The sequence below is a fragment of the Nocardioides exalbidus genome (genome assembly GCF_900105585.1).
GTDB lineage: Bacteria > Actinomycetota > Actinomycetes > Propionibacteriales > Nocardioidaceae > Nocardioides > Nocardioides exalbidus.
In genome coordinates this window covers 2,005,050-2,024,573 of record NZ_FNRT01000002.1, presented here as the reverse complement: position 1 = coordinate 2,024,573, position 19,524 = coordinate 2,005,050, and the positions used below count along the sequence as shown (strand labels likewise).

Genomic DNA, 19,524 nt, shown 5'->3' with positions numbered 1-19,524 from the left:
CCTTTTCTGCTGTTGCGCTTTGTGGGGGCAAGCGCGGATCACAGCATTGAATCAGAATCGAACCGATTCCCGAAAAGAACGCGAAGAGTCGCGAAATGTGTCAAGGAGTCCCTTCCAGCAATTGCGGGTCAGGAATTCCGCTCGAACACGAGTCGCAATCCCTGGAGGGTGAGCCACGGGGAATGCACGGTGAAACACGAGCAGTCGTCGACCAACAATGCGGCGAGGTGCCCGGTGGAAATCACGGTGACGCTCCCGGCGGGTTCTCCGAGCTCGGCGATCATCCGCGCGACCAGGCCCTCGACCTGCGCGGCGACACCGAACACCATGCCGCTCTGCAGCGCCTCGACGGTGTTCTTAGCGATCACCGACCTCGGCCGCACCAGCTCGACCTTGCGCAGCTGCGCGCCCCGGCGCCCGAGCGCGTCGAGGGAGATCTCGATGCCGGGCGAGATCGCACCCCCGACGTACTGTCCCTTCGCATTCACGACGTCGAACGTGGTGGCCGTGCCGAAGTCGACCACGATGGCGGGCCCACCGTGGAGGGTGGCCGCGGCCAGTGAATTCACGATCCGGTCGGCGCCGACCTCGCGCGGATTGTCCATCAGCACCGGAATGCCGGTCTTCACGCCGGGCTCGACCACGACCACGGGAATGTCGTCGAACTCGCGCTCGATCATCTCGCGCCATTCGTGGAGCACCGCCGGGACCGTCGAGCACAGGGCGATGCCGTCGACGTCGTCGACCCGCTCACCGAGCAGGCCGAGCAGCAGCACCGACCACTCGTCCGCGGTGCGGCCCTCCAGCGAGCTGACCCGCCAGTGGTCGCTGACGTCCTCGCCGTCGAGCAGGCCGAGGAAGGTGTGGGTGTTGCGGATGTCGACGGCGAGCAGGGTCATGACAGCAGGTCCATGCCGAGGTCGAAGACCGTCACCGAGTGGGTCAGCGCCCCGACCGACACGAAATCGACGCCGGTCGCACCGATGCGGGCGGCACGCTCGAGGGTGATCCCGCCGCTGGCCTCGAGCGGCACCCGCCCGGCGGTGCGGCGTACGGCATCGGCCATGGTCGCGTCGTCCATGTTGTCGAGCAGGACCCGCTCGGGCGGCTCGGGCAGGGCGAGCAGCTCCTCGAGCTCGTCGAGCGTGGTCACCTCGACCTCCACCGGCAGTCCCGGGTGGCGGCCGCGGATCGCCTCGAGCGCGGGGAGCACTCCCCCGGCGGCGACGACGTGGTTGTCCTTGACCATCGCCATGTCCTGGAGCGAGAAGCGGTGGTTGACCCCGCCGCCGCAGCGGACGGCGTACTTCTGGAGCGCCCGGAGGCCGGGAAGCGTCTTGCGGGTGTCGAGGACGCGCGTCGGCGAGCCCTCGAGCGCCTCGACCCACTTCGCGGTGGCGGTGGCGATGCCCGACAGGTGGCTCGCGACGTTGAGGGCTGTGCGCTCGGCGACCAGCATCCGCTGCGTCAGGCCGGTGATCCGCATGACGACGTCGCCCTTCGCCACCCGGGTGCCGTCGGGGACGCGGTCGGTGACCGTCGCGTCGGCGCCGACCATGAAGAAGGTGATCGCGGCGATGCCGAGACCGGAGACGACGCCGTCCTCGCGCGCGCCGAAGACCGCCTCGCCGCGTGCGTCGGCGGGGATGGTCGACTCGCTGGTCGGGTCGACGTGCGGGCTCTCCGGGAGGTCCTCCTCGAAGGCCTCGGCGAGCTTCGCCCACACCTGGTCGAGGTCGAGCCCGGCCGTCTCGAGCTCGTCGCGGAGCTCCTGGGGTACGTCGTCGAGGCTCGTCATGCGAGAGCTCCGGTGGTCGACGGGTCGGTCGAGGGCGCGTGCTCCCACACGTTGCGGACGTCGCCGTCGACGAGCCACGAGTCGACGTGGCCGGCCCTGGAGTCGTCGCGGTCGGGGAAGTCCTCGCGCCAGTGCGAGCCGCGGGTCTCGGTGCGCAGGGCGGCGGCCGCGGCGAGCGCGGTGCTGATCGTCAGGAGGTTCGTGGTCTCCCACGCGGGGGGCCCGACGACCGGCTCGCCCGGGTCGACGGTCGTGAGGAACTCCAGCGCCTCGGCGAGGCCGTCGGCGGCGCGCAGCACGCCGACACGGGAGGTCATCACGTCCTGCAGGGCGCGACGTCGGTCACCGGACACAAGGCCCTCGGGCCGCTCGTCGGGCGTGGGCTCGGCCCAGTCACGCAGCTCCCCGGGCAGCACCTCGGCGATGCGGCGCGAGAACACCAGCCCCTCGAGCAGCGAGTTGGAGGCCAGGCGGTTGGCGCCGTGCACCCCGGAGCAGGCGACCTCGCCGGTGGCGTAGAGGCCGGGCACGGTCGTACGCCCCCACAGGTCGGTCGCGACGCCACCGGACTCGTAGTGCTGGGCGGGGGCGACCGGGATCAGGTCGGTCACCGGGTCGACGCCGTGCTCGCGGCAGACGCGGAGGATCGTCGGGAAGCGGCGCTCCCAGAAGTCGGCGCCGAGGTGACGGGCGTCGAGCCACATGTGCGGCCTGCCGGTCTCGATCATCCGGCGGGTGATCGCCTTGGCGACGACGTCGCGCGGAGCGAGGTCGGCGAGCTCGTGCTGGCCCTGCATGAAGCGGTGGCCCTCGAAGTCGACGAGGAACGCGCCCTCGCCGCGGACGGCCTCGGAGATGAGGGGCTGCTGGCCCTGCGAGTCGGGACCGAGCCACATCACGGTCGGGTGGAACTGCACGAACTCGAGGTCGCGGACCCGGGCGCCCGCGCGCATCGCGAGCGCCATCCCGTCACCGGTCGAGACGCTCGGGTTGGTGGACTGGCTGAAGACCTGGCCCAGCCCACCGGAGGCGAGCACGACCGCGCGGCAGTGCACGGCGCCGACCCCGTCGTGCTGGCCCTCGCCGAGCACGTGGAGGGTCAGGCCGGCGACCCCGCCGTCGGCCGCGCGGAGCAGGTCGACCGCCAGTGCGTGCTGGATGACCTCGATCTCCGGCGCCCGCTCGACGGCCGCGATCAGCGCGCGCTGGATCTCCGCGCCGGTCGCGTCGCCGCCGGCGTGGGCGATCCGGTCGCGGTGGTGCCCGCCCTCGCGGGTCAGCGACAGCTCGCCGTCGGGGTGGTGGTCGAACTGGGTGCCGAGCGCGATGAGCTCGCGCACGGCGTCCGGGCCTTCCGTCACCAGGACGCGTACGGCCTCGACGTCGCAGGCACCCGCGCCGGCGACGAGCGTGTCGCGCTCGTGCTGCTCCGGGGTGTCGCCGGGGCCGAGCGCGGCCGCGATGCCGCCCTGCGCCCACTGGGTGGAGCCGGCGGCGAGCACGTCCTTGGTGACGACGGTGAGGTGGAGCGAGGGATCAGCCGCGTGGATGCGGAGGGCGGCGGTGAGCCCGGCGATGCCGGACCCCACCACGACGACGTCCGCGCGGGTGGTCCAACCGGGTGCGGGCGCACGCAGGCGACCCGGGACCGGCCGGTGGGTGGTCATCCGTGCAGGCTATCGAGTGACGAGGTCGCCCCGGGACAGCGACGGGTCCCCGAACGTCTCGGCGGGGTCGAAGCCCGTGCCCATGATCTTGTTGTCGGCGTCGACGAAGACGACGTGGGGCTGGTGCTCCTTCGCCTCGGCCGTCTCCATCTGGCCGTAGCCGATGAGGATCACGACGTCGCCGGGGTGCACGAGGCGGGCGGCCGCGCCGTTGATGCCGATCACGCCGGAACCGCGCTCGCCGGCGATGGTGTAGGTCTCGAGGCGGGCGCCGTTGGTGACGTCGACGATGTGCACGAGCTCGCCGGCGAGCAGGTCGGCGGCGTCGAGGAGGTCCTCGTCGACGGTCACCGAGCCGACGTAGTGCAGGTCGGCCTGGGTGACGGTGGCGCGGTGGATCTTGGACTTCATCATGGTGCGGAGCATGGGCGTTCCTCCTCAGTGGGTGGTCGAGGCCGCGGCTGCGGTCCCCGCCGGGGCGGCGATCCGGTCGAACGTGATCGCCATGTTGTCGATGAGCCTCGTGGTGCCGACCCGGGCGGCGACGAGGATGCGGCCCTCGCCGACCTCCGGCGCCTCGCCGAGGTCGACGTCGGTGAGGGCGAGGTAGTCGAGCTCGAGACCCGTCTCCGCCTTGAGCACCGCCATCGCGGCCCAGCGTGCGGCGGGTACGCCGTACGGCGCCCGGTCCTGCGCCGCACGCAGCGCCCGGCTGAGGGCCGCCGCGGCCTGCCGCTGGTCGGGGTCGAGGTAGCGGTTGCGGCTGGAGAGCGCGAGCCCGTCGGGCTCCCGGACGGTCTCGCCGCCGACGACCTCGATGCCCAGGCAGAGGTCGCGCACCATCAGGCGGATCAGGGCGAGCTGCTGGTAGTCCTTCTGCCCGAAGACCGCGACGTCGGGGCGGACCAGGCCGAAGAGCTTCGCGACGACGGTGAGCACGCCGTCGAAGTGGCCCGGGCGCGAGGCGCCGTCCAGGATCGTGGCGAGCCGGCCAGGCGCGACGGTGACGCCGTCGTGGACGGAGTCGTGGCTGAAGCCGCCGGGATACATCTCCTCCACGCTCGGCGCGAAGACCACGTCGACGCCCTCGGCGGCACAGACCTCGAGGTCGGCGTCGAGGGTGCGCGGGTAACGGTCGAGGTCCTCGGTCGGGGCGAACTGCATCGGGTTGACGAAGATGCTGACCACGACCGGCCCGTCGGTCGCCTCGCGGGCGGTGCGCATCAGGCTGGCGTGGCCCTCGTGGAGGGCGCCCATGGTCGGGACGAAGGCCACCCGCTCGCCGGACCGACGGGCCTCGGCGAGCAGGGCTGCCAGCTCCTCGCGGGTGCTCGCGAGGACCGGAGGGGTCGTCATCGACGTACGTCGTCCTTGCCGGTGCGCACGCCCGCCTCGGCGGCGTCGAGCACGCGGAGGATCGCGGTCGCGCGGATCGGCAGCAGGCGGCCGTCGGTGACGGCACGGCCGAGGGTGGCGTGGGCCATCGCGAGGTAGGACGGCAGCGTCTGGGGCGCGTTGGCGACCAGGTCGGTGACGTGGGCCCGGACGGTCTCGACGTCGCCACGGACGATCGGCCCGGTGAGGGCCGCGTCACCGTGGTCGAGGGCGTTGTCGAGGGCGGCGTTGAGCAGCGGGCGCAGGGTGGCGGCCGGGTCGTCGGCGCCGGCGGCGGACAGGATCTCCATCGCCTCGGCGACCAGGGTGACGAGGTGGTTGGCACCGTGGGCGAGACCCGCGTGGTAGAGCGTGCGGCGGTCCTCCGGCACCCACATCGGGCGGCCACCGAGGTCGGCGACCAGCGACTCGGTGAGCTCGCGGTCGGCCTCGTCGGCGGTCGTGCCGAAGACGCAGCCCGCGAGGCGCGGCAGGTCGACGTCGGTGCCGGTGAAGGTCATCGCCGGGTGCATCGCGATCGTGCGGGCGCCGACGCGGCGCGCGGGCTCGAGCACGGCGAGGCCGTGGCGGCCGCTGGTGTGCACGACGACCTGTCCGGCGCGGATCGCGCCGCTGTCGCTGAGCACGGTGACGACGTTGGACAGCATGTCGTCAGGGACGGTGAGCAGGAGGAGGTCGCTCGCGCGGGCGACGTCGGTCGGCTTGGCGACCTCGACCCCGGGAAGCAGCGCGTCGATGCGGCGGCGGGAGGCGTCGGACTCGCCGGCGGCGGCGACGACCTCGTGGCCGGCGGCGCGGAACGCGGCCGCCAGGACGGCGCCGACGCGGCCTGCGCCCACGACGCCGATGCGGAACCCATCAACGGACTTCGTCATGTCGACCTCTTCGTTTCAGTCCCTCGCGGGTACCGATCTACTGCGATCAACCACGAGCCTACGCCCGCGGATTCCGCGGAGGAACGGGACGACGACGTGACGCATGCCACTCGACGGCGTACGGACTCCGGAGCCGCCCGGTGGACCCTCAGGCGCGCAGGTGCAGCTTCGCGTGGTCGGGGTCGTCGACGACGAACGGCCTCGGCGCGCGCGGCAGCCAGGTGTGGGTCACGTGGTCGACGACGTGGACGCCGTCCGGCGACTCGATCCCGACGACGCCCTCGGGCACCTCACCGTCGTGCAGCGCGTTCCAGACCAGCCACTCGCGCCGCTTGCGCCGGTTGCGGATGGAGGTCGCGAACGACTCCGGGTTGGTCCAGTGGGCGAACTCGTCACCGTCGAGCCACTTGAGCTCGACGCAGAGGCCCTGCGGCAGGGCGAACATCTCGATCCGGTCGGGCGTCGTGCGGATCTCCCACTCCGGCGCCTTCGTGTAGACGTAGTCGGGGCTCATCGGGAAGCCCCACTCCTCGATGTTGCGCAGGCCGAGGTCGAGGTAGGCCTTCCGGTCGGACTCGATGTAGAGCCCGTGGCGCGGGAAGCGGATGACCGCCTCGGCCATCCCGACCTGCCACGACAGGTCGGACATCGACACCTCGCCCTCGGTGGTGAGCACCATGTCGCCGTCCCACTTCCACGAGTAGCGGGTGCGGACGTGGGAGAAGCACCAGTTGTAGAAGTACGCCAGGGAGTGGACCGAGCGCTCGTTGACCGCGAGGTGCTCCGCGCCGGCGCGGGCGACCTGGAAGGGGTACTCCTCCAGCGTGAACTTCTCCGACAGGCCGTGCTCGGCGGCCACCCGGAGCGCCTCCTCGCCGGTGCCGTCGTCGGACCCGTTGTCGACCAGCAGCACGTGGTCGCAGGCGCGCAGCAGCGGCGGGAGGACGAACCGCAGGCCGGGCGCCTCGTTCTTCACCCGGAGCACGGCGGTCGATCCGCGACGCAGCCCGCCGGGCTGGTTCCACGGCCAGACGATGTCGAAGTCCGTGTGGCCCTCGAGGTTCGTCAGCCCGTGGCCGGAGCCGATCGGGATCGTCACGGCTGGTCGTCCCGCTCGCGGCCGAGCGCCTTGCGCACCCCGCGCCGCACCGACGGCGGGATCGCGGCTCGTACGTCGTGGGGCACGCGGTCGGCGAGCGACCGGGCCGGTTCCCCCTGGGCGGCGGCCTCGGCCAGCGCACGACGCCGGGCCTGGTGGCGCGCGTGCTCGGCGGAGGAGCGACTGATGGCCGCGGCCTCCTCGTAGAGGTCGACGTACTCCTCACGGAGCTGGTCGAAGGTCGCCTGCCGCTCGGTGGTGTCGCCGCCCTCGTCGGCGAGCCGGTTGAGCTCCTCCCACGTCTGGCCGGTGAGGTCGTGGAGGCGCCTCGGGAGGGCGAGGTCGTCCAGCGTGGACGTCACCCGGCGCAGGTTCGGGTCGATGAAGCGGTGGACCTCGCGGATCTGGTCGCTGCGCGTGTGGATGATCGTCTGCAGGTCGAGCGCGTGCCCGAGGGCCGTCGTGGTCCTCACCCAGTCGGTGAGGAGGTCCTCGTAGCGGACGAAGACGCGACCGCCGTCGCCCTCGGCCTGCCGGGTGGCGCGCTCGGTGTGGAGGAGCATGTTGACCCAGCTCGCCGCGAGGTGGGCCGAGCCGAGCTTGTTGGCGTAGTACTTCTGCTTGGAGCCGACGACCTCCGCGGGCGCCCGCAGCATCGTGGCGAAGACGGGCGTCGCACCGGTGCGGATCGCGGCGACCCGCCACAGGCCGAGGAACCAGCTCAGCCGTGGGTCCTTCACGACGAGCTCCGGGTGCTCGGCGAAGTGCGGCTCGAGCCACTCGCTGACCCGGACCCGGGCCGGCTCGCGGCTGCTGATCCGACCGGTCTCGAACCACGCCTCCGGTCGCGAGTCGCTGACCTGCACGAGCGACTCGGCGAGCCACTCGTCGTGGACGTCGACGACCCACTGCGGCTCGCTGAAGCCGCGGGGGTTGGAGTCGTCCGGCGGGACCTCGGGGAGCGGCACGTGCATGCCGAGCCTGGAGACGATGCCGGCGAGCGTGCTCGTGCCGCTCCTGCCGGCGCCGGCGACGAAGAGGACCTTCCGGGGGACGCCGTCGGGGTTCATCTCGTCGATCGCTCTGGGCTGCTCGGTCACGGCGGTGAGCCTACCGGCGGTTAGTCTCCGCACTCATGCGGCTGTTCTCCCGTGCGCCCCTCCTCGGCGTCGTCATCCCGGCATGGGGCGTGGAGGACTACCTCGACGAGTGCGTCCGGTCCCTGCTGGCCCAGACCCACCAGCGGTGGGAGGCCGTCATCGTCGACGACGGGGCGACCGACCGGACCGGTGAGATCGCCGACGGCTGGGCCCGTCGTGACACCCGGATCAGCGTCGTCCATTCGGTCAACGGCGGGCTCGGCGCGGCCCGCAACCTCGGCACGCAGCACGTGCGCGGCGACTACCTGGCGTTCCTCGACTCCGACGACGTCCTCCCCCCGACGGCGTACGCCGACCTCGTGGGCGCCCTCCGTCAGTCGGGCTCCGACTTCGCCACAGGCTCGATCGTGCGCTGGGAGGCCGACGGGATGGTCGAGCCGCCGTGGATGCGCCGGCTGCACCGGCCGTTGCGCGGGGCGCGGATCGAGGAGCGGCCCGAGATCCTCGGCGACGTCTTCGCGTGGAACAAGGTCTGGCGCCGGTCCTTCTGGGACGCCGCCGATCTGTCGTGGCCCGAGGGGACCCGCTACGAGGACCAGCCGACGACGACGCGGTCCTTCCTCGACGGGTCGTTCGACGTGCTCGACGAGGTCGTCTACCGCTGGCGGATCCGCGAGGGCTCGATCACCCAGACCCGCGCGTCGTCGGTCCAGGACCTCGCCGACCGCTGGGAGACCAAGCGGACGTCGCTCGCGTCGGTGCGCACGCACGGCTCGGCCGAGGTCGAGCAGGTCTTCGTCGACCGCGTGCTGGCCGGTGACCTCTGGCGCTACTTCCTGCTGGTCCCTGGCTGCTCGCCGGAGTGGTGGCGGCTGCTCCGGTCGGGCGTGCTCGAGCTCTGGGGACCGCGCGGTCTCCTCGAGAGCGGACTGCCGCCGGTCCACCGGCTGGCCGGGTGGCTGGTCGCCGAGGACCGCCGCGCCGACGTCACCGCCCTGATGGAGTGGGTGGCCGGGCTCGACGGACCCGCGCCCCGCGTGCAGGACGTGGCGACCGGTGCCTGGCGGCTCTCGGTCCCGCACGCGGTGCTCGACGAGGCGACCGTGGACCCGGCCGCGCTGGTCCTGCGGGAGCACGAGGTCTGACCCCGGCATGACGAAGGGGCGCTGCCCACGGTCCGACCGTGGGCAGCGCCCCTTCCTCGTTCGCTACAGGAGGCCCTGCGAGGTGAGGAAGTCGTTGGCGACGTCCTCGGGCTTGGCGCGGTCGACGGCCATCTGGCCGTTCATCTCGGTGAGGTTCTCCGTGGTGAGCGCGGCCATCAGCGGGTTGAGGATGTCGGCCACGTCGGGGTGCTCGGCGAGGAAGTCGGCGGAGACGGCGGGCACGAGGTTCTGCGCCGGTTGGATCTCCTTGTCGTCCTCGAGCACGACGAGGCCCTGGGACTCCAGCGTGCCGTCGGTGGTCGAGGTCTCGCCGAGCTGCGACTCGCCGTCGAGCACGGACTTGTAGGTCTGGGCCGACGCGTAGCCGAGCTCGAGCACCTTGGTGACGTCGATGCCGTAGTCGTCGGACAGGCCGCCCTCGCAGTCGAGCCGACCCTCGCAGTCGGGCGCCGCGGCGAGCACGACGCTCTTGCCCTCGAGGTCGGACAGCGTGGTCACGCCCTCCGCGTCGGAGTAGTCCTGGGTGACGAAGAAGGCGTTGGTGTCGGTGGCCGGGGAGATGTCGAGCAGCTCGATCCCGGCGTCCTCGAGGAGGGTGGCGCCGTCGTCGGCGAGCTGCTGGCCGTCACCGGCCTCGAACGGCTTCGCGGAGTCGCCGTTGGCCTGGGTGTTGAGGAAGTTGACGATGCCGCCGACGTACTCGGGGACGATGTCGACGTCGCCCGGGAAGGTGGGCATGTAGGCGTCGCGGGAGTCGACGAGCTTGGTGTCGACGGTGTAGCCGGCGTCCTCGAGGAGCTGCTCGTACATCGACGCGACGAGGGTGGCCTCGGGGAAGTTCTGGCCGGCGATGGTCAGCGAGCCCTTGTCGGCGCTGCCGGACGAGCCCGAGTCGTCGGAGCCGGAGTCACTGGAGAGGTCGTCACCGGCGCAACCGGTGAGCGCGAGCGCCGTGGCGGCGAGCATCGCGGCGAGTGGACGAACGATCTTCATGGTGTTCCTTTTGTGTCCCGCAGCATGCGGCTGCGCGTGTCCGGAGGTGCTGTCCTCAGCCGAGGGATTCGGCGGGCTCGTCAACGGTAGTCCCGGTCACCGACAACGCATCAGTGTGACCACCTGTAGGGGTAGCCCTCCGGGTGGTGTCGACCGCCCGCTGGACCAGGGCCGCCAGCAGCTCGAGGACCAGGGCCACCGCAGCGACGACGAGTGCCCCGGCGATGCCCTTGCCGTAGTTGGAGCGGAAGAAGCCGTCGGTGATGATGCGGCCGAGTCCGGGACCCGCGACGAGCGCGGCGATCGTCGCGGTCGCCCACACCTGCACCAGCGCGAGCCGGAGCCCCGAGACGACGAGCGGCAGCCCGAGCGGGAGCTCGACCCGGAAGAACTGCTGCACCCCCGTCATCCCCATCCCCCGGGCCGCCTCCCGGACCTCCGGCGCGACCTCGCGCATGGCGACGTACGAGTTGGTGATGATGGGCGGCAGGGCGAAGAGGGTCAGCGCGATGAGGGTGGCCAGGCCGGCGCGGCCGTAGGGGCCGAGGGTGGCGGCGCCCGGCCACGGTGCGACGACGAGGAGCGCCAGCAGGGCGAACGTCGGGATCGCGCGACCGACGTTGGAGATGTTGATGGCGAGGAACCCGCCGCGGCCGAGGTGGCCGAGCCACAACGCGATCGGCAGGCCGACGACCATCGCCATCAGCAGCGCGGTCAGCGTGAGGAGCAGCTGCTGGCCGAGCAGGGCCGCGATGCCGTCGCTCCCGCTCCAGTTGCCACCGGTGGACAGGTAGGCCCACATGTCGCTGAAGACGCTCATGCCCGTGCTCCCCTCGTCCACGGGGTGAGCATCCGCTGCGCCACCACCAGCACGACGTCGAGGAAGACGGCGAGGAGCACGCACAGCAGCGACGCCGTGAAGAGCTCCGCGCGGAAGTTGGTGAGGACGCCGTCCTTGATGAGGTTGCCGAGGCCGCCGTAGGCGACCAGCGAGCCGACCGTCGTCAGCGCCACCGTCGAGACCGTGGCGACCCGGAGGCCGGCCATCACGACCGGCAGCGCGAGCGGCAGCTCGACCCTGAGCAGCAGCTGGGTGCGGTTGTAGCCGAGCCCGGTCGCCGACTCGCGCACCTCGTCGGGCACCGACCGCAGCCCCTCGAGGAGGCTGCGCACCAGGATCGTGAGGGCGTAGAGCGCGAGGCCGATGACCACGGTCGTCGCCGTCAGCCCGGTGAAGGGCACCAGCAGCGGGAAGAGCGCGAGGGAGGGCACGGTGTAGATGCCGGTCGTGATCGCCAGGATCGTCGACTCGAGACGCGGCAGCCGACGGGCGGCCAGCGCGAGCGGGAACGCGATCGCCAGCCCGACCAGCACCGAGACCACCGTGAGGCCGATGTGCTGGACCGTGGCGTCGAGGATCTCCTGCTGGCGGTCGGCGACGTAGTCGAGGCAGACCCAGTCGTTGACGAGGGCGCTGTAGCAGCTCGGGTCGTCGGCGGCTCCCAGTAAGGTCACCGCATGGACGCTACACGGGGCGGCGACTCGATGATCAGGCTCGAAGGTGTGGGCAAGACCTATCCCGACGGGACGGTGGCGGTCCACGAGCTCGACCTCGACGTCGGGAGCGGCGAGATGGTCTGCCTCGTCGGGCCGTCCGGCTGCGGCAAGTCGACGACGCTGAAGATGATCAACCGCCTCATCGAGCCGACCACCGGTCGCATCTGGCTCGACGGCCAGGACGTCACCGACGCCGACCCCGTCGAGCTGCGCCGGGGCATCGGCTACGTCATCCAGCAGATCGGGCTGTTCCCGCACCAGCGCATCGAGCAGAACGTGATGACCGTGCCGCTGCTCTACGGCGAGTCGAAGTCCACCGCCCGCGAGCGCGCCCGCGAGTTGCTCGACACGGTCGGCCTCGACCCCCAGCAGTACGCCCGGAAGTACCCCCACGAGCTGTCCGGCGGGCAGCGGCAGCGCGTCGGCGTCGCCCGCGCCCTGGCCGCCAACCCGCCGGTCCTGCTGATGGACGAGCCGTTCGGCGCCGTCGACCCGGTCGTGCGCCACCGGCTGCAGGACGAGTTCCGCCGGCTCCAGGCCGAGCTCGGCAAGACCGTCGTCCTGGTCACCCACGACATCGACGAGGCGATCCGGATGGGCGACCGGGTGGCCGTGTTCGCCGCCGGCGGCCGCCTCGCCCAGTACGCCACCCCCGGCGAGCTGCTCGCCCACCCCGCCGACGAGCAGGTGGCCGACTTCGTCGGGGCGGGCGGGCTCCGCACGCTGACCGTCACCCGGCTCCGCGAGGAGCACCTCGAGCCGCTCGACGGCGTCTCCACCGGCGACCTGGGCGCGGCGATCGACATCGACTCCTCGCTCGAGGACGCCCTCGCCGCGATGCTGCGTGACGACAAGCCGATGGTCGGGGTCCGCCGCGGCCCCACCTTCCTCGGCGTGCTCACCCCCGCCGGGGTGCACAAGGCGCTGCGGGAGTCGCTGCGCTGACTCTGGAGTCACCGGATATCCGGTGACCACCCCGCTTGTCGGCCGAGATCTGGGGGTCGAGGCGGGAGTCTTGGGTGCAAAGAGTGCCGGACCTACTGGACCGTCACGTCCCGGTGCCACGACTCCGTGACGTACTTCGTGCCCCAGCCCATCGAGGTGTAGAGGCCGTCGGCGCCGGTCGGTGAGTCGGCGTCGACCTCGAGGCCGACGCGGTCACGCCCGCGGGAGGCGGCGTCGGCGATGATCGTGCGCAGCAGGCCGGTGGCGACACCGCGGCCGCGCGCGGACTCGAGGACGCCCAGGTAGGAGACGTACGACCCGTCGGGGCCGGTGGCGGACTCGCTCACCGTGCCGACGAGGGCGCCGGCCGGCTCGCCGTCCTCGAGCTCGGCCAGCCACCAGTGGTCCCAGCGGTGGCCCGGGTCCTCGCGGAGGCGGTGGACGAACTCCTGCAGGGTCTCCTCGGCCGAGTTGAAGTGGTCGGTGAAGGCGCCCTCGAGCACGTCGTGGACGGCCCGCAGGTCCTCGACGTCGGGAAGGCCGTCCCCCTGCCGCTCGACCAGCCGGAAGACCACGCCCTTGCGCTCCCAGCGCGCCGGGTCGGGCACGAGCTCGGCCTCGGCGGCCTCGACCGAGCGGCTCATCTGCCACCAGGTGCGCACGCGCCGGAACCCGGCGTCCAGGAGCCAGCCGTGCTGGCGTTCGTCGTCGGCGAAGGCTCCGGTGTCGATCTGCTGCTCGGCCAGCCCGCGGGCGGCACCCACCGACCTCGCCTGCGCCTCGGCCCAGGTGAACAGGGCGTCGCTGCACGCGTCGGCGGCTCGCTCGTCGATGTCGCGGTCGACGATGTGCACGAAGAGCATCCGGCCCTCGGCGCGGTCGTGGACGCTCCCCCACGCCTGGATCCGGCCGTCCCGGTCACGGACGACGAGGTTCTCCCGCATCGCGAGGCCGTGCTCGGAGACCTCGACCAGGACGTCGTCCTCACCCGAGCCCGCCCAGCCCCGACCCGCGCGCTCGTGGCCGCGGAGCAGCTCGGTCAGCCGCTCGACCGTGGCGGGGTCGGCGCCGTCCGGCGCGTCGGCGTACCACCCCTCGGGGAGTCCCGGGTCCTCCGGCAACGCGTCGGCGGGGTCGCTCTCGAACCGGTTGTCCTCGGGAATCACGAGCGATCATTCTTCCCCACGCCGATGGCGGGAGGTCGAGCGGTGCGTGAGCCACCTTCGCGGGCCACGGAATGTGGCTCACTCACCGCCCCGGGCCCGGACTCGCGCGACACCCCGAAATGGCGGTGGCCCAGCCACATTCCCGGGGTCGGGAACGTGGCTGGGCCACCGCTCAGGACGAGCGTCAGGCGCTGTGCTTCTGGCGCGCGACGGTGGCGCGGAGGGAGTCGACCTCGGCCCGCACCACGTCGAGCTCGGCCTCGAGCTCGGCGACGAGCACGATCGCCTCGGCGGCACGGCCCTCGGCGTCGTCGCGACCGCTCTGGGCGACGGTGAGGCCGCGCTCGGCGGCGTCGGCACGGCGGGCCTCTTGGCCACGCTTGAGGGTCTGCTCGGCGGCGTTCTTCTGGGCGGCCGATAGGGCCTGCTTGAGCACGTCGATGGCCTCCTCGCGCTCGAGGATCCGACGCGTCATGTCGGCGGCGAAGGCGTCGGTCTCGGCGGCGCGCTCCTCGGCGAGGGCACGGTACTGCTGGGCCTGCGCGGCACGGTCCTGTGCGGCGTCGCGGCGGGCCTGCATCAGCTCGGAGTGCGTGATGCGGGTCGCGGCGGCACCGAGGACGACGGCGAGGACGGCGGCCACGGAGGTCAGGACAACCGATGCCGACACGACCGCACCGATCACGACCACAGCGGCGATCGCGAGCAGGGCGACCGCGACGGCCAGGCGCGTGCTGCGCTGGCGGCGACGAGCGGGCGTCCGGGACGCCTGTGACTGCTGAGGCTGCTGGGAAGGCATGGGGCCACCCTAGGGCGGGGACTGTCCGCCATCCGTGCGACACGCACGCTCGAGCACGAGGGAGGCCACCGTCACGCCCAGCCCGCCGAGGGCCGCCACGACCGAGCGCACCAGCCAGCGGTCGGCGTACTGCGACTCGTCACCCAGCCAGCTGATCGCGAAGCCGAGGTACGCCGCCCCCACCGCGGCGCCGCCCAGCGCGCAGGCGCGGGCGAGGACGAGCCGGTTGACCGACTGGTGCACCTCGAGGCGCCGACCGCGCACCTGGACGGTCTGCCAGGTGTGCCAGGCGAGGTAGGCCAGGATCGCGGCGACCAGCACCAGTGCCAGCGCCTGGGTCCACGAGACGAGCGGCGGCCGGCCGGAGATCCGGACCGAGACCGGGTGCAGGGCCCAGCCGAGCACGAGGCCGACGACCGCACACGTGGTCAGCGCACGCGCCGACGTCGGGCGGAGGGTGCCGCGTGGTTCCTCCGGCTCGTCGTCGGGGCGTGGTGTGCTCACTCCACCTCGAGCGAGAGGTCCTCGCGCTTGCGGACACCGGACGAGTCGACGGCGGCGAGCAGGTCGGCGATCGGGCCGAGCTCGGGGAAGACCGCGTCGGGCTCGAGGTCGTACCAGGGCTGCAGCACGAAGGCGCGCTCGTGGGCGCGCGGGTGCGGCAGGCGCAGGAAGTCCTCGTTGGAGCGGCGGTCGCCCACGACGATCAGGTCGACGTCGAGGGTGCGCGGCGCGTTGCGGACCTCGCTGCGCTCGCGGTCGTAGGCGTCCTCGATCGCGAGCGCGCGCTCCATCAGGCGGGCGGCGGGGAGCGTGGTGTCGGCGAGCACGACGGCGTTGAGGTAGGGGCCGGAGCCCTCGGGTGCGTCGACGGGGTCGGTCTCGTAGATCCCCGAGACGCTCGTGACGAAGAAGTCGGGGGTGTCGGCCAGCGCGTCGACCGCGCCCTGCAGGGAGGAGAGCCGCTCACCCAGGTTGGACCCCAGCGCGACCACCACGCGGCGGATCGGGTGCATCTCCCCGGTGAGGGAGTCGGCATCCACGATGTTCGGGTTCGGGGTCTCAGTCATGAGCGTTGCCTCGCGTTCTGGTGATCGTCAGCGCGACGTCCGAGAAGGTCGCGTCGATGGGTGCATCAGGTTTGTGGAGCGTGACTCGCGCCCATTCAACACGACTGTCAAACAGGCAGGTGTCCGCGATTCGCTGGACGACAGTTTCTATCAAGTCGACCGGGTCACGCTCGACGGCGGCCTTCACGTCGGCCACCAGCGAGCCGTAGTTCACGGTGTCCACGAGCGCGTCCGAGGCGGCTGCGGGGCGCGTGTCGATGCCCAGCACGAGGTCGACGACGAAGACCTGGCCCTCGCGTTTCTCGAACTCGAACACCCCGTGGTGCGCGAAGCACTCGATGCCGGTCACCGACAGTTCATCCAAGGTTCTTCCCTCCGAGGGCGGACACCACCGCGAGCGCGTCGCGGGTCGCGCGCACGTCGTGCACGCGCAGCAGGTCGACCCCGCGCTCGGCCAGCAGGGCGACCAGCGCGACGTGGGCGTGCTCGCGGTGGTCGACACCCCGCGCGACCCCGTCGACGGCCAGGAGCGAGCCCAGGAACGACTTGCGGCTGGCGCCGACCAGCAGGGGGCAGCCCAGCGTGGCGATCGCGTTGAGCCCGGCGAGCAGCTCCCAGCTCTGCGGGGCCTCCTTGGCGAAGCCCAGCCCCGGGTCGAGGACGATGCGCTCGCCCGGAATCCCGGCGGCCACGGCTGCGTCGAGGCGCTCGGCCAGCTCGCGGCGCACGGTCTCCACGACCCCGTCGGGCGAGTAGTCGGTGAAGTCGCGCATCCGGTCGGCGTGGGCGCGCCAGTGCATCGCGACGTAGGTGGCCCCGCTCCCGGCGACGACCTCGAGGATGCGCGGGTCGGCCAGGCCGCCGGAGACGTCGTTGACGACGGTGGCCCCCGCCTCGAGCGCCGCCTCGGCGACCTCGGCGCGCATGGTGTCGACCGAGACCACGGCACCGCCGGCCGCGAGCTCGCGGATGACGGGCACGACGCGGCCGAGCTCGTCGGCGACCAGCGGGCGGGTCGCGCCGGGACGGGTGGACTCGCCACCGATGTCGAGCAGGTCGGCACCCTGGGCGAGGAGCTCCCGGCCGTGCGCGACCGCGGTCTCCGTGGTGTCGAAGCGACCCCCGTCGGAGAAGGAGTCGGGCGTGACGTTGACGATCCCCATCACGCGGGGGACGCGGGCGAGGGCCGCCACGCTCACCTGGTGCCCGAGCGGATCAGCGCCATCGCCTCGGCTCGGGTGGCAGAGTCCGTGAGGAACGACCCGCGCACCGCGGAGGTGATCGTGCGAGCGCCGGCCTTGCGGACGCCGCGCATGGTCATGCAGAGGTGCTCGGCCTCGATCACCACGATGACGCCCCGCGCCTCGAGGATCTCCAGCAGCGAGTCGGCGACCTGGGTGGTGAGCCGCTCCTGCACCTGCGGGCGCTTGGCGTAGACGTCGACGAGGCGGGCGAGCTTGGACAGCCCGGTGATCTTGCCGGTCTCGGCCGGGATGTAACCGACGTGGGCGACGCCGGTGAACGGGACCAGGTGGTGCTCGCACATCGACCAGAGCTCGATGTCGCGGACCAGCACCATCTCCTCGTGGCCGAGGTCGAAGGTCGTGGTGAGCACGTCGGCCGCGCTCTGCCGCAGGCCCTGCGTGAGCTCGGCGTAGGCGCGCGCGACGCGCGCCGGCGTCTCGAGCAGCCCCTCGCGATCGGGATCCTCACCGATCGCGAACAGGAGCTCGCGGACTGCTGCCTCGGCACGCTCGTGGTCGAAGACGGGTACGTCCTCCGGCGCGCGCTCCGGGATGGAGACCGGGTCGGTCACGAGGACTCCGAGGGGGTCGGCGGGATCGGGGTGTCAGGACCGGGTGCCGGGCTGCCGTGGACGTCACCGCCCGCACCGGGCGGAGTGAGGATGGCGCCGGCGCCCTGCTCCTGCGCGACCGCGTCGGCCTGAGCGCGGTCGCGGATCTCCTGCGGGATGTCGACCGGCGGGATCGTGGAGGGCACGCGCTCCGGCGAGCCCGTCCACGCCGGACGGGTGGGCCGCCTGGTGAGCGGCTCGAAGATCTCGGCGATCTCGGCCTTGTCGAGGGTCTCCTTGTCGAGGAGCGCCAGCACGAGCGCGTCGAGCACGTCGCGGTTGGTCTCCAGGATGTCGAAGGCCTCCTGGTGGGCGTGGCCCAGTAGCGCCTTCACCTCCTGGTCGACCGCGGCCGCGGTCTCCTCGGAGTAGTTGCGCGAGTGGCCCATGTCGCGGCCCAGGAAGGGCTCGGAGTTGTTGTCGCCGAGCTTGACCGCGCCGAGGCGCTCGGTCATGCCGTACTGGGTCACCATCGCGCGCGCCAGGTTGGTGGCCTTCTCGATGTCGTTGCCGGCACCGGAGGTGACGTCGTGGAAGATCAGCGCCTCCGCGGCCATGCCGCCGAGCATGTAGGCCAGCGAGTCGAGCATCTCGCTGCGCGACTGGGAGTACTTGTCGCGGTCGGGCAGCACCATCGTGTAGCCGAGCGCGCGACCGCGCGGCAGGATCGTCACCTTGTGCACCGGGTCGGTGCCGGGGAGCGCCGCGGCGACCAGCGCGTGGCCGCCCTCGTGGTAGGCGGTGATGAGCTTCTCGCGCTCGCTCATCAGGCGCGTGCGCCGCTGCGGGCCGGCGATGACGCGGTCGATCGCCTCGTCGAGGGACTGGTCGGTGATCAGCTTGGAGTTGCTGCGCGCGGTGAGCAGCGCGGCCTCGTTGAGCACGTTGGCCAGGTCGGCGCCGGTGAAGCCCGGCGTGCGGCGCGCGATGCTGAGCAGGTCGATGTCCTGGGCGATCGGCTTGCCGCGCGAGTGGACCTTGAGGATCTGGTGGCGGCCGTTGAGGTCCGGGGCGTCGACCTGGATCTGGCGGTCGAAGCGGCCCGGGCGCAGGAGCGCCGGGTCGAGCACGTCGGGGCGGTTGGTCGCGGCGATCAGGATGACCCCGCCGCGCACGTCGAAGCCGTCCATCTCGACGAGGAGCTGGTTGAGGGTCTGCTCGCGCTCGTCGTGGCCGCCGCCCATGCCGGCGCCACGGTGACGCCCGACGGCGTCGATCTCGTCGATGAAGACGATCGCGGGAGCGTTCTCCTTGGCCTGCTCGAAGAGGTCGCGCACGCGGGACGCACCCACGCCGACGAACATCTCGACGAAGTCGGAGCCGGAGATCGAGTAGAACGGCACGCCCGCCTCGCCCGCGACGGCGCGCGCGAGGAGGGTCTTGCCGGTGCCGGGAGGACCGTAGAGCAGGACACCCTTGGGGATCTTGGCGCCGACGGCCTGGAACTTGGCGGGCTCCTGCAGGAACTCCTTGATCTCGCCGAGCTCCTCGATGGCCTCCTCGCAGCCGGCGACGTCGCTGAACGTCGTCTTCGGCATGTCCTTGGAGATCAGCTTGGCCTTGGACTTGGCGAACTGCATGACGCCGCGTCCGCCGCCGCCCTGTGCCTGGTTCATCAGGAAGATGAACAGCAGGATGATCAGCGCGAAGGGCAGGAGGGTGGCGAGGAGCGAGCCGAGGAAGCTCGGCTGCGGGACCGTCGAGTTGGCCTTCTCGATGGTGCCGTCCGCCACCTGCTTGGCGACGTCCGCGAGGAGCGTCTCCTGCTGGCCGTCGATGTACTGCGCGACGACCTTGTCGCCGTCGGCGCGCACGCCGTCGTCGAGGGTCGCCCGGATCTCGAAGTCGGCCCCGTTGAACTCGATCTCCTTGACCTCGCCCTTGGTGATGTAGTTCGACAGGGTCGAGGTCTCGACCTCGTCGTAGCCGTCACTGGGTGCGAGGAACTGGATCGCGACGAGCACCGCGATCGCGGACAGGGCGATCCACAGCCACGGACCCTTGAATATGCGCTTCACAGGCAACTTTCAGCTGTTCGG

21 protein-coding genes are annotated in these 19,524 nt (G+C 71.9%); 2 read left to right on the top strand and 19 right to left on the bottom strand.

Translation table 11 applies throughout. The annotated features are described in order from the left end of the window. Positions 1 to 128: 128 nt before the first annotated feature. The 8 genes from BLV76_RS09990 to BLV76_RS09960 all read right to left on the bottom strand — a co-directional run bounded on the left by BLV76_RS09990 (position 129) and on the right by BLV76_RS09960 (position 7,934). Complete coding sequence (locus tag BLV76_RS09990; protein WP_090968991.1) at positions 129 to 899, bottom strand: type III pantothenate kinase; 771 nt, start codon at positions 897 to 899, stop codon at positions 129 to 131. Further along, positions 896 to 1,798 (bottom strand): carboxylating nicotinate-nucleotide diphosphorylase, encoded by a 903-nt coding sequence (gene nadC / locus BLV76_RS22515; protein ID WP_175539628.1) that lies wholly within the window; start codon positions 1,796 to 1,798, stop codon positions 896 to 898. Before nadC ends, BLV76_RS09990 begins: the two co-directional genes overlap by 4 nt. Then, a complete protein-coding gene (locus BLV76_RS09985; protein ID WP_175539627.1) occupies positions 1,795 to 3,465 on the bottom strand; it encodes an L-aspartate oxidase in 1,671 nt (556 codons plus the stop codon). Before BLV76_RS09985 ends, nadC begins: the two co-directional genes overlap by 4 nt. Before the next feature lie 9 nt (positions 3,466 to 3,474). Then, positions 3,475 to 3,891: an aspartate 1-decarboxylase gene (gene panD / locus BLV76_RS09980; protein ID WP_090968990.1), complete on the bottom strand. Its 417-nt coding sequence runs from the start codon at positions 3,889 to 3,891 to the stop codon at positions 3,475 to 3,477. Positions 3,892 to 3,903: 12 nt separating this feature from the next. Next, on the bottom strand, positions 3,904 to 4,821 hold the full coding sequence (panC, locus tag BLV76_RS09975; RefSeq protein WP_090968989.1) for a pantoate--beta-alanine ligase: 918 nt from the start codon (positions 4,819 to 4,821) through the stop codon (positions 3,904 to 3,906). Continuing rightward, positions 4,818 to 5,735, bottom strand: a complete 918-nt coding sequence (locus BLV76_RS09970; RefSeq protein ID WP_090968988.1) for a Rossmann-like and DUF2520 domain-containing protein — start codon at positions 5,733 to 5,735, stop codon at positions 4,818 to 4,820. Before BLV76_RS09970 ends, panC begins: the two co-directional genes overlap by 4 nt. Positions 5,736 to 5,883: 148 nt before the next feature. Further along, on the bottom strand, positions 5,884 to 6,834 hold the full coding sequence (locus BLV76_RS09965) for a glycosyltransferase (protein WP_090968987.1): 951 nt from the start codon (positions 6,832 to 6,834) through the stop codon (positions 5,884 to 5,886). Beyond that, positions 6,831 to 7,934 (bottom strand): sulfotransferase family protein, encoded by a 1,104-nt coding sequence (locus tag BLV76_RS09960; RefSeq protein WP_245734619.1) that lies wholly within the window; start codon positions 7,932 to 7,934, stop codon positions 6,831 to 6,833. Before BLV76_RS09960 ends, BLV76_RS09965 begins: the two co-directional genes overlap by 4 nt. Before the next feature lie 35 nt (positions 7,935 to 7,969). On the opposite strand from BLV76_RS09960, the gene BLV76_RS09955 reads away from it, so the two are divergent. Then, positions 7,970 to 9,079: a glycosyltransferase family 2 protein gene (locus BLV76_RS09955; RefSeq protein ID WP_090968986.1), complete on the top strand. Its 1,110-nt coding sequence runs from the start codon at positions 7,970 to 7,972 to the stop codon at positions 9,077 to 9,079. A gap of 63 nt (positions 9,080 to 9,142) precedes the next feature. Here BLV76_RS09955 and BLV76_RS09950 read toward each other — a convergent pair whose 3' ends face one another. The 3 genes from BLV76_RS09950 to BLV76_RS09940 are packed head-to-tail and all read right to left on the bottom strand — an operon-like array spanning position 9,143 to position 11,608. Continuing rightward, positions 9,143 to 10,093, bottom strand: a complete 951-nt coding sequence (locus BLV76_RS09950; RefSeq protein WP_090968985.1) for an ABC transporter substrate-binding protein — start codon at positions 10,091 to 10,093, stop codon at positions 9,143 to 9,145. Positions 10,094 to 10,148: 55 nt separating this feature from the next. After that, positions 10,149 to 10,913 (bottom strand): ABC transporter permease, encoded by a 765-nt coding sequence (locus tag BLV76_RS09945; RefSeq protein ID WP_090972566.1) that lies wholly within the window; start codon positions 10,911 to 10,913, stop codon positions 10,149 to 10,151. Next, positions 10,910 to 11,608, bottom strand: a complete 699-nt coding sequence (locus BLV76_RS09940; protein ID WP_090968984.1) for an ABC transporter permease — start codon at positions 11,606 to 11,608, stop codon at positions 10,910 to 10,912. The genes BLV76_RS09945 and BLV76_RS09940 overlap by 4 nt, the downstream gene beginning before the upstream one ends. A 3-nt stretch (positions 11,609 to 11,611) precedes the next feature. Here BLV76_RS09940 and BLV76_RS09935 point away from each other — a divergent pair, with 3 nt between their 5' ends. Beyond that, positions 11,612 to 12,595 (top strand): ABC transporter ATP-binding protein, encoded by a 984-nt coding sequence (locus BLV76_RS09935; RefSeq protein ID WP_425433731.1) that lies wholly within the window; start codon positions 11,612 to 11,614, stop codon positions 12,593 to 12,595. Positions 12,596 to 12,687: 92 nt separating this feature from the next. Here the strand turns inward: BLV76_RS09935 and BLV76_RS09930 are convergent, their stop codons facing one another. The 8 genes from BLV76_RS09930 to ftsH all read right to left on the bottom strand — a co-directional run bounded on the left by BLV76_RS09930 (position 12,688) and on the right by ftsH (position 19,503). Beyond that, positions 12,688 to 13,761 carry a GNAT family N-acetyltransferase gene (locus tag BLV76_RS09930; RefSeq protein ID WP_217630312.1) on the bottom strand — a complete coding sequence of 358 codons (1,074 nt, stop codon included), beginning with the start codon at positions 13,759 to 13,761 and terminating at the stop codon, positions 12,688 to 12,690. 184 nt (positions 13,762 to 13,945) lie between these two features. Continuing rightward, the gene (locus BLV76_RS09925) at positions 13,946 to 14,560 is read right to left on the bottom strand and encodes a hypothetical protein (RefSeq protein WP_090968982.1); all 615 of its coding nucleotides are present in this window, start codon (positions 14,558 to 14,560) and stop codon (positions 13,946 to 13,948) included. Between the two features lie 9 nt (positions 14,561 to 14,569). Beyond that, positions 14,570 to 15,064, bottom strand: a complete 495-nt coding sequence (locus tag BLV76_RS09920) for a DUF3180 domain-containing protein (RefSeq protein ID WP_090968981.1) — start codon at positions 15,062 to 15,064, stop codon at positions 14,570 to 14,572. Then, the gene (gene folK / locus BLV76_RS09915) at positions 15,061 to 15,630 is read right to left on the bottom strand and encodes a 2-amino-4-hydroxy-6-hydroxymethyldihydropteridine diphosphokinase (RefSeq protein WP_090968980.1); all 570 of its coding nucleotides are present in this window, start codon (positions 15,628 to 15,630) and stop codon (positions 15,061 to 15,063) included. The genes BLV76_RS09920 and folK overlap by 4 nt, the downstream gene beginning before the upstream one ends. Next, positions 15,623 to 15,979 (bottom strand): dihydroneopterin aldolase, encoded by a 357-nt coding sequence (gene folB, locus BLV76_RS09910; RefSeq protein WP_245734618.1) that lies wholly within the window; start codon positions 15,977 to 15,979, stop codon positions 15,623 to 15,625. Before folB ends, folK begins: the two co-directional genes overlap by 8 nt. 7 nt (positions 15,980 to 15,986) lie before the next feature. After that, positions 15,987 to 16,793, bottom strand: coding sequence for a dihydropteroate synthase (gene folP / locus BLV76_RS09905; RefSeq protein WP_090972562.1), 807 nt, complete (start codon positions 16,791 to 16,793; stop codon positions 15,987 to 15,989). Positions 16,794 to 16,825: 32 nt separating this feature from the next. Further along, a complete protein-coding gene (gene folE, locus BLV76_RS09900; RefSeq protein WP_090968978.1) occupies positions 16,826 to 17,446 on the bottom strand; it encodes a GTP cyclohydrolase I FolE in 621 nt (206 codons plus the stop codon). After that, positions 17,443 to 19,503: an ATP-dependent zinc metalloprotease FtsH gene (ftsH, locus tag BLV76_RS09895; RefSeq protein ID WP_342711653.1), complete on the bottom strand. Its 2,061-nt coding sequence runs from the start codon at positions 19,501 to 19,503 to the stop codon at positions 17,443 to 17,445. The genes folE and ftsH overlap by 4 nt, the downstream gene beginning before the upstream one ends. Positions 19,504 to 19,524: the final 21 nt, after the last annotated feature.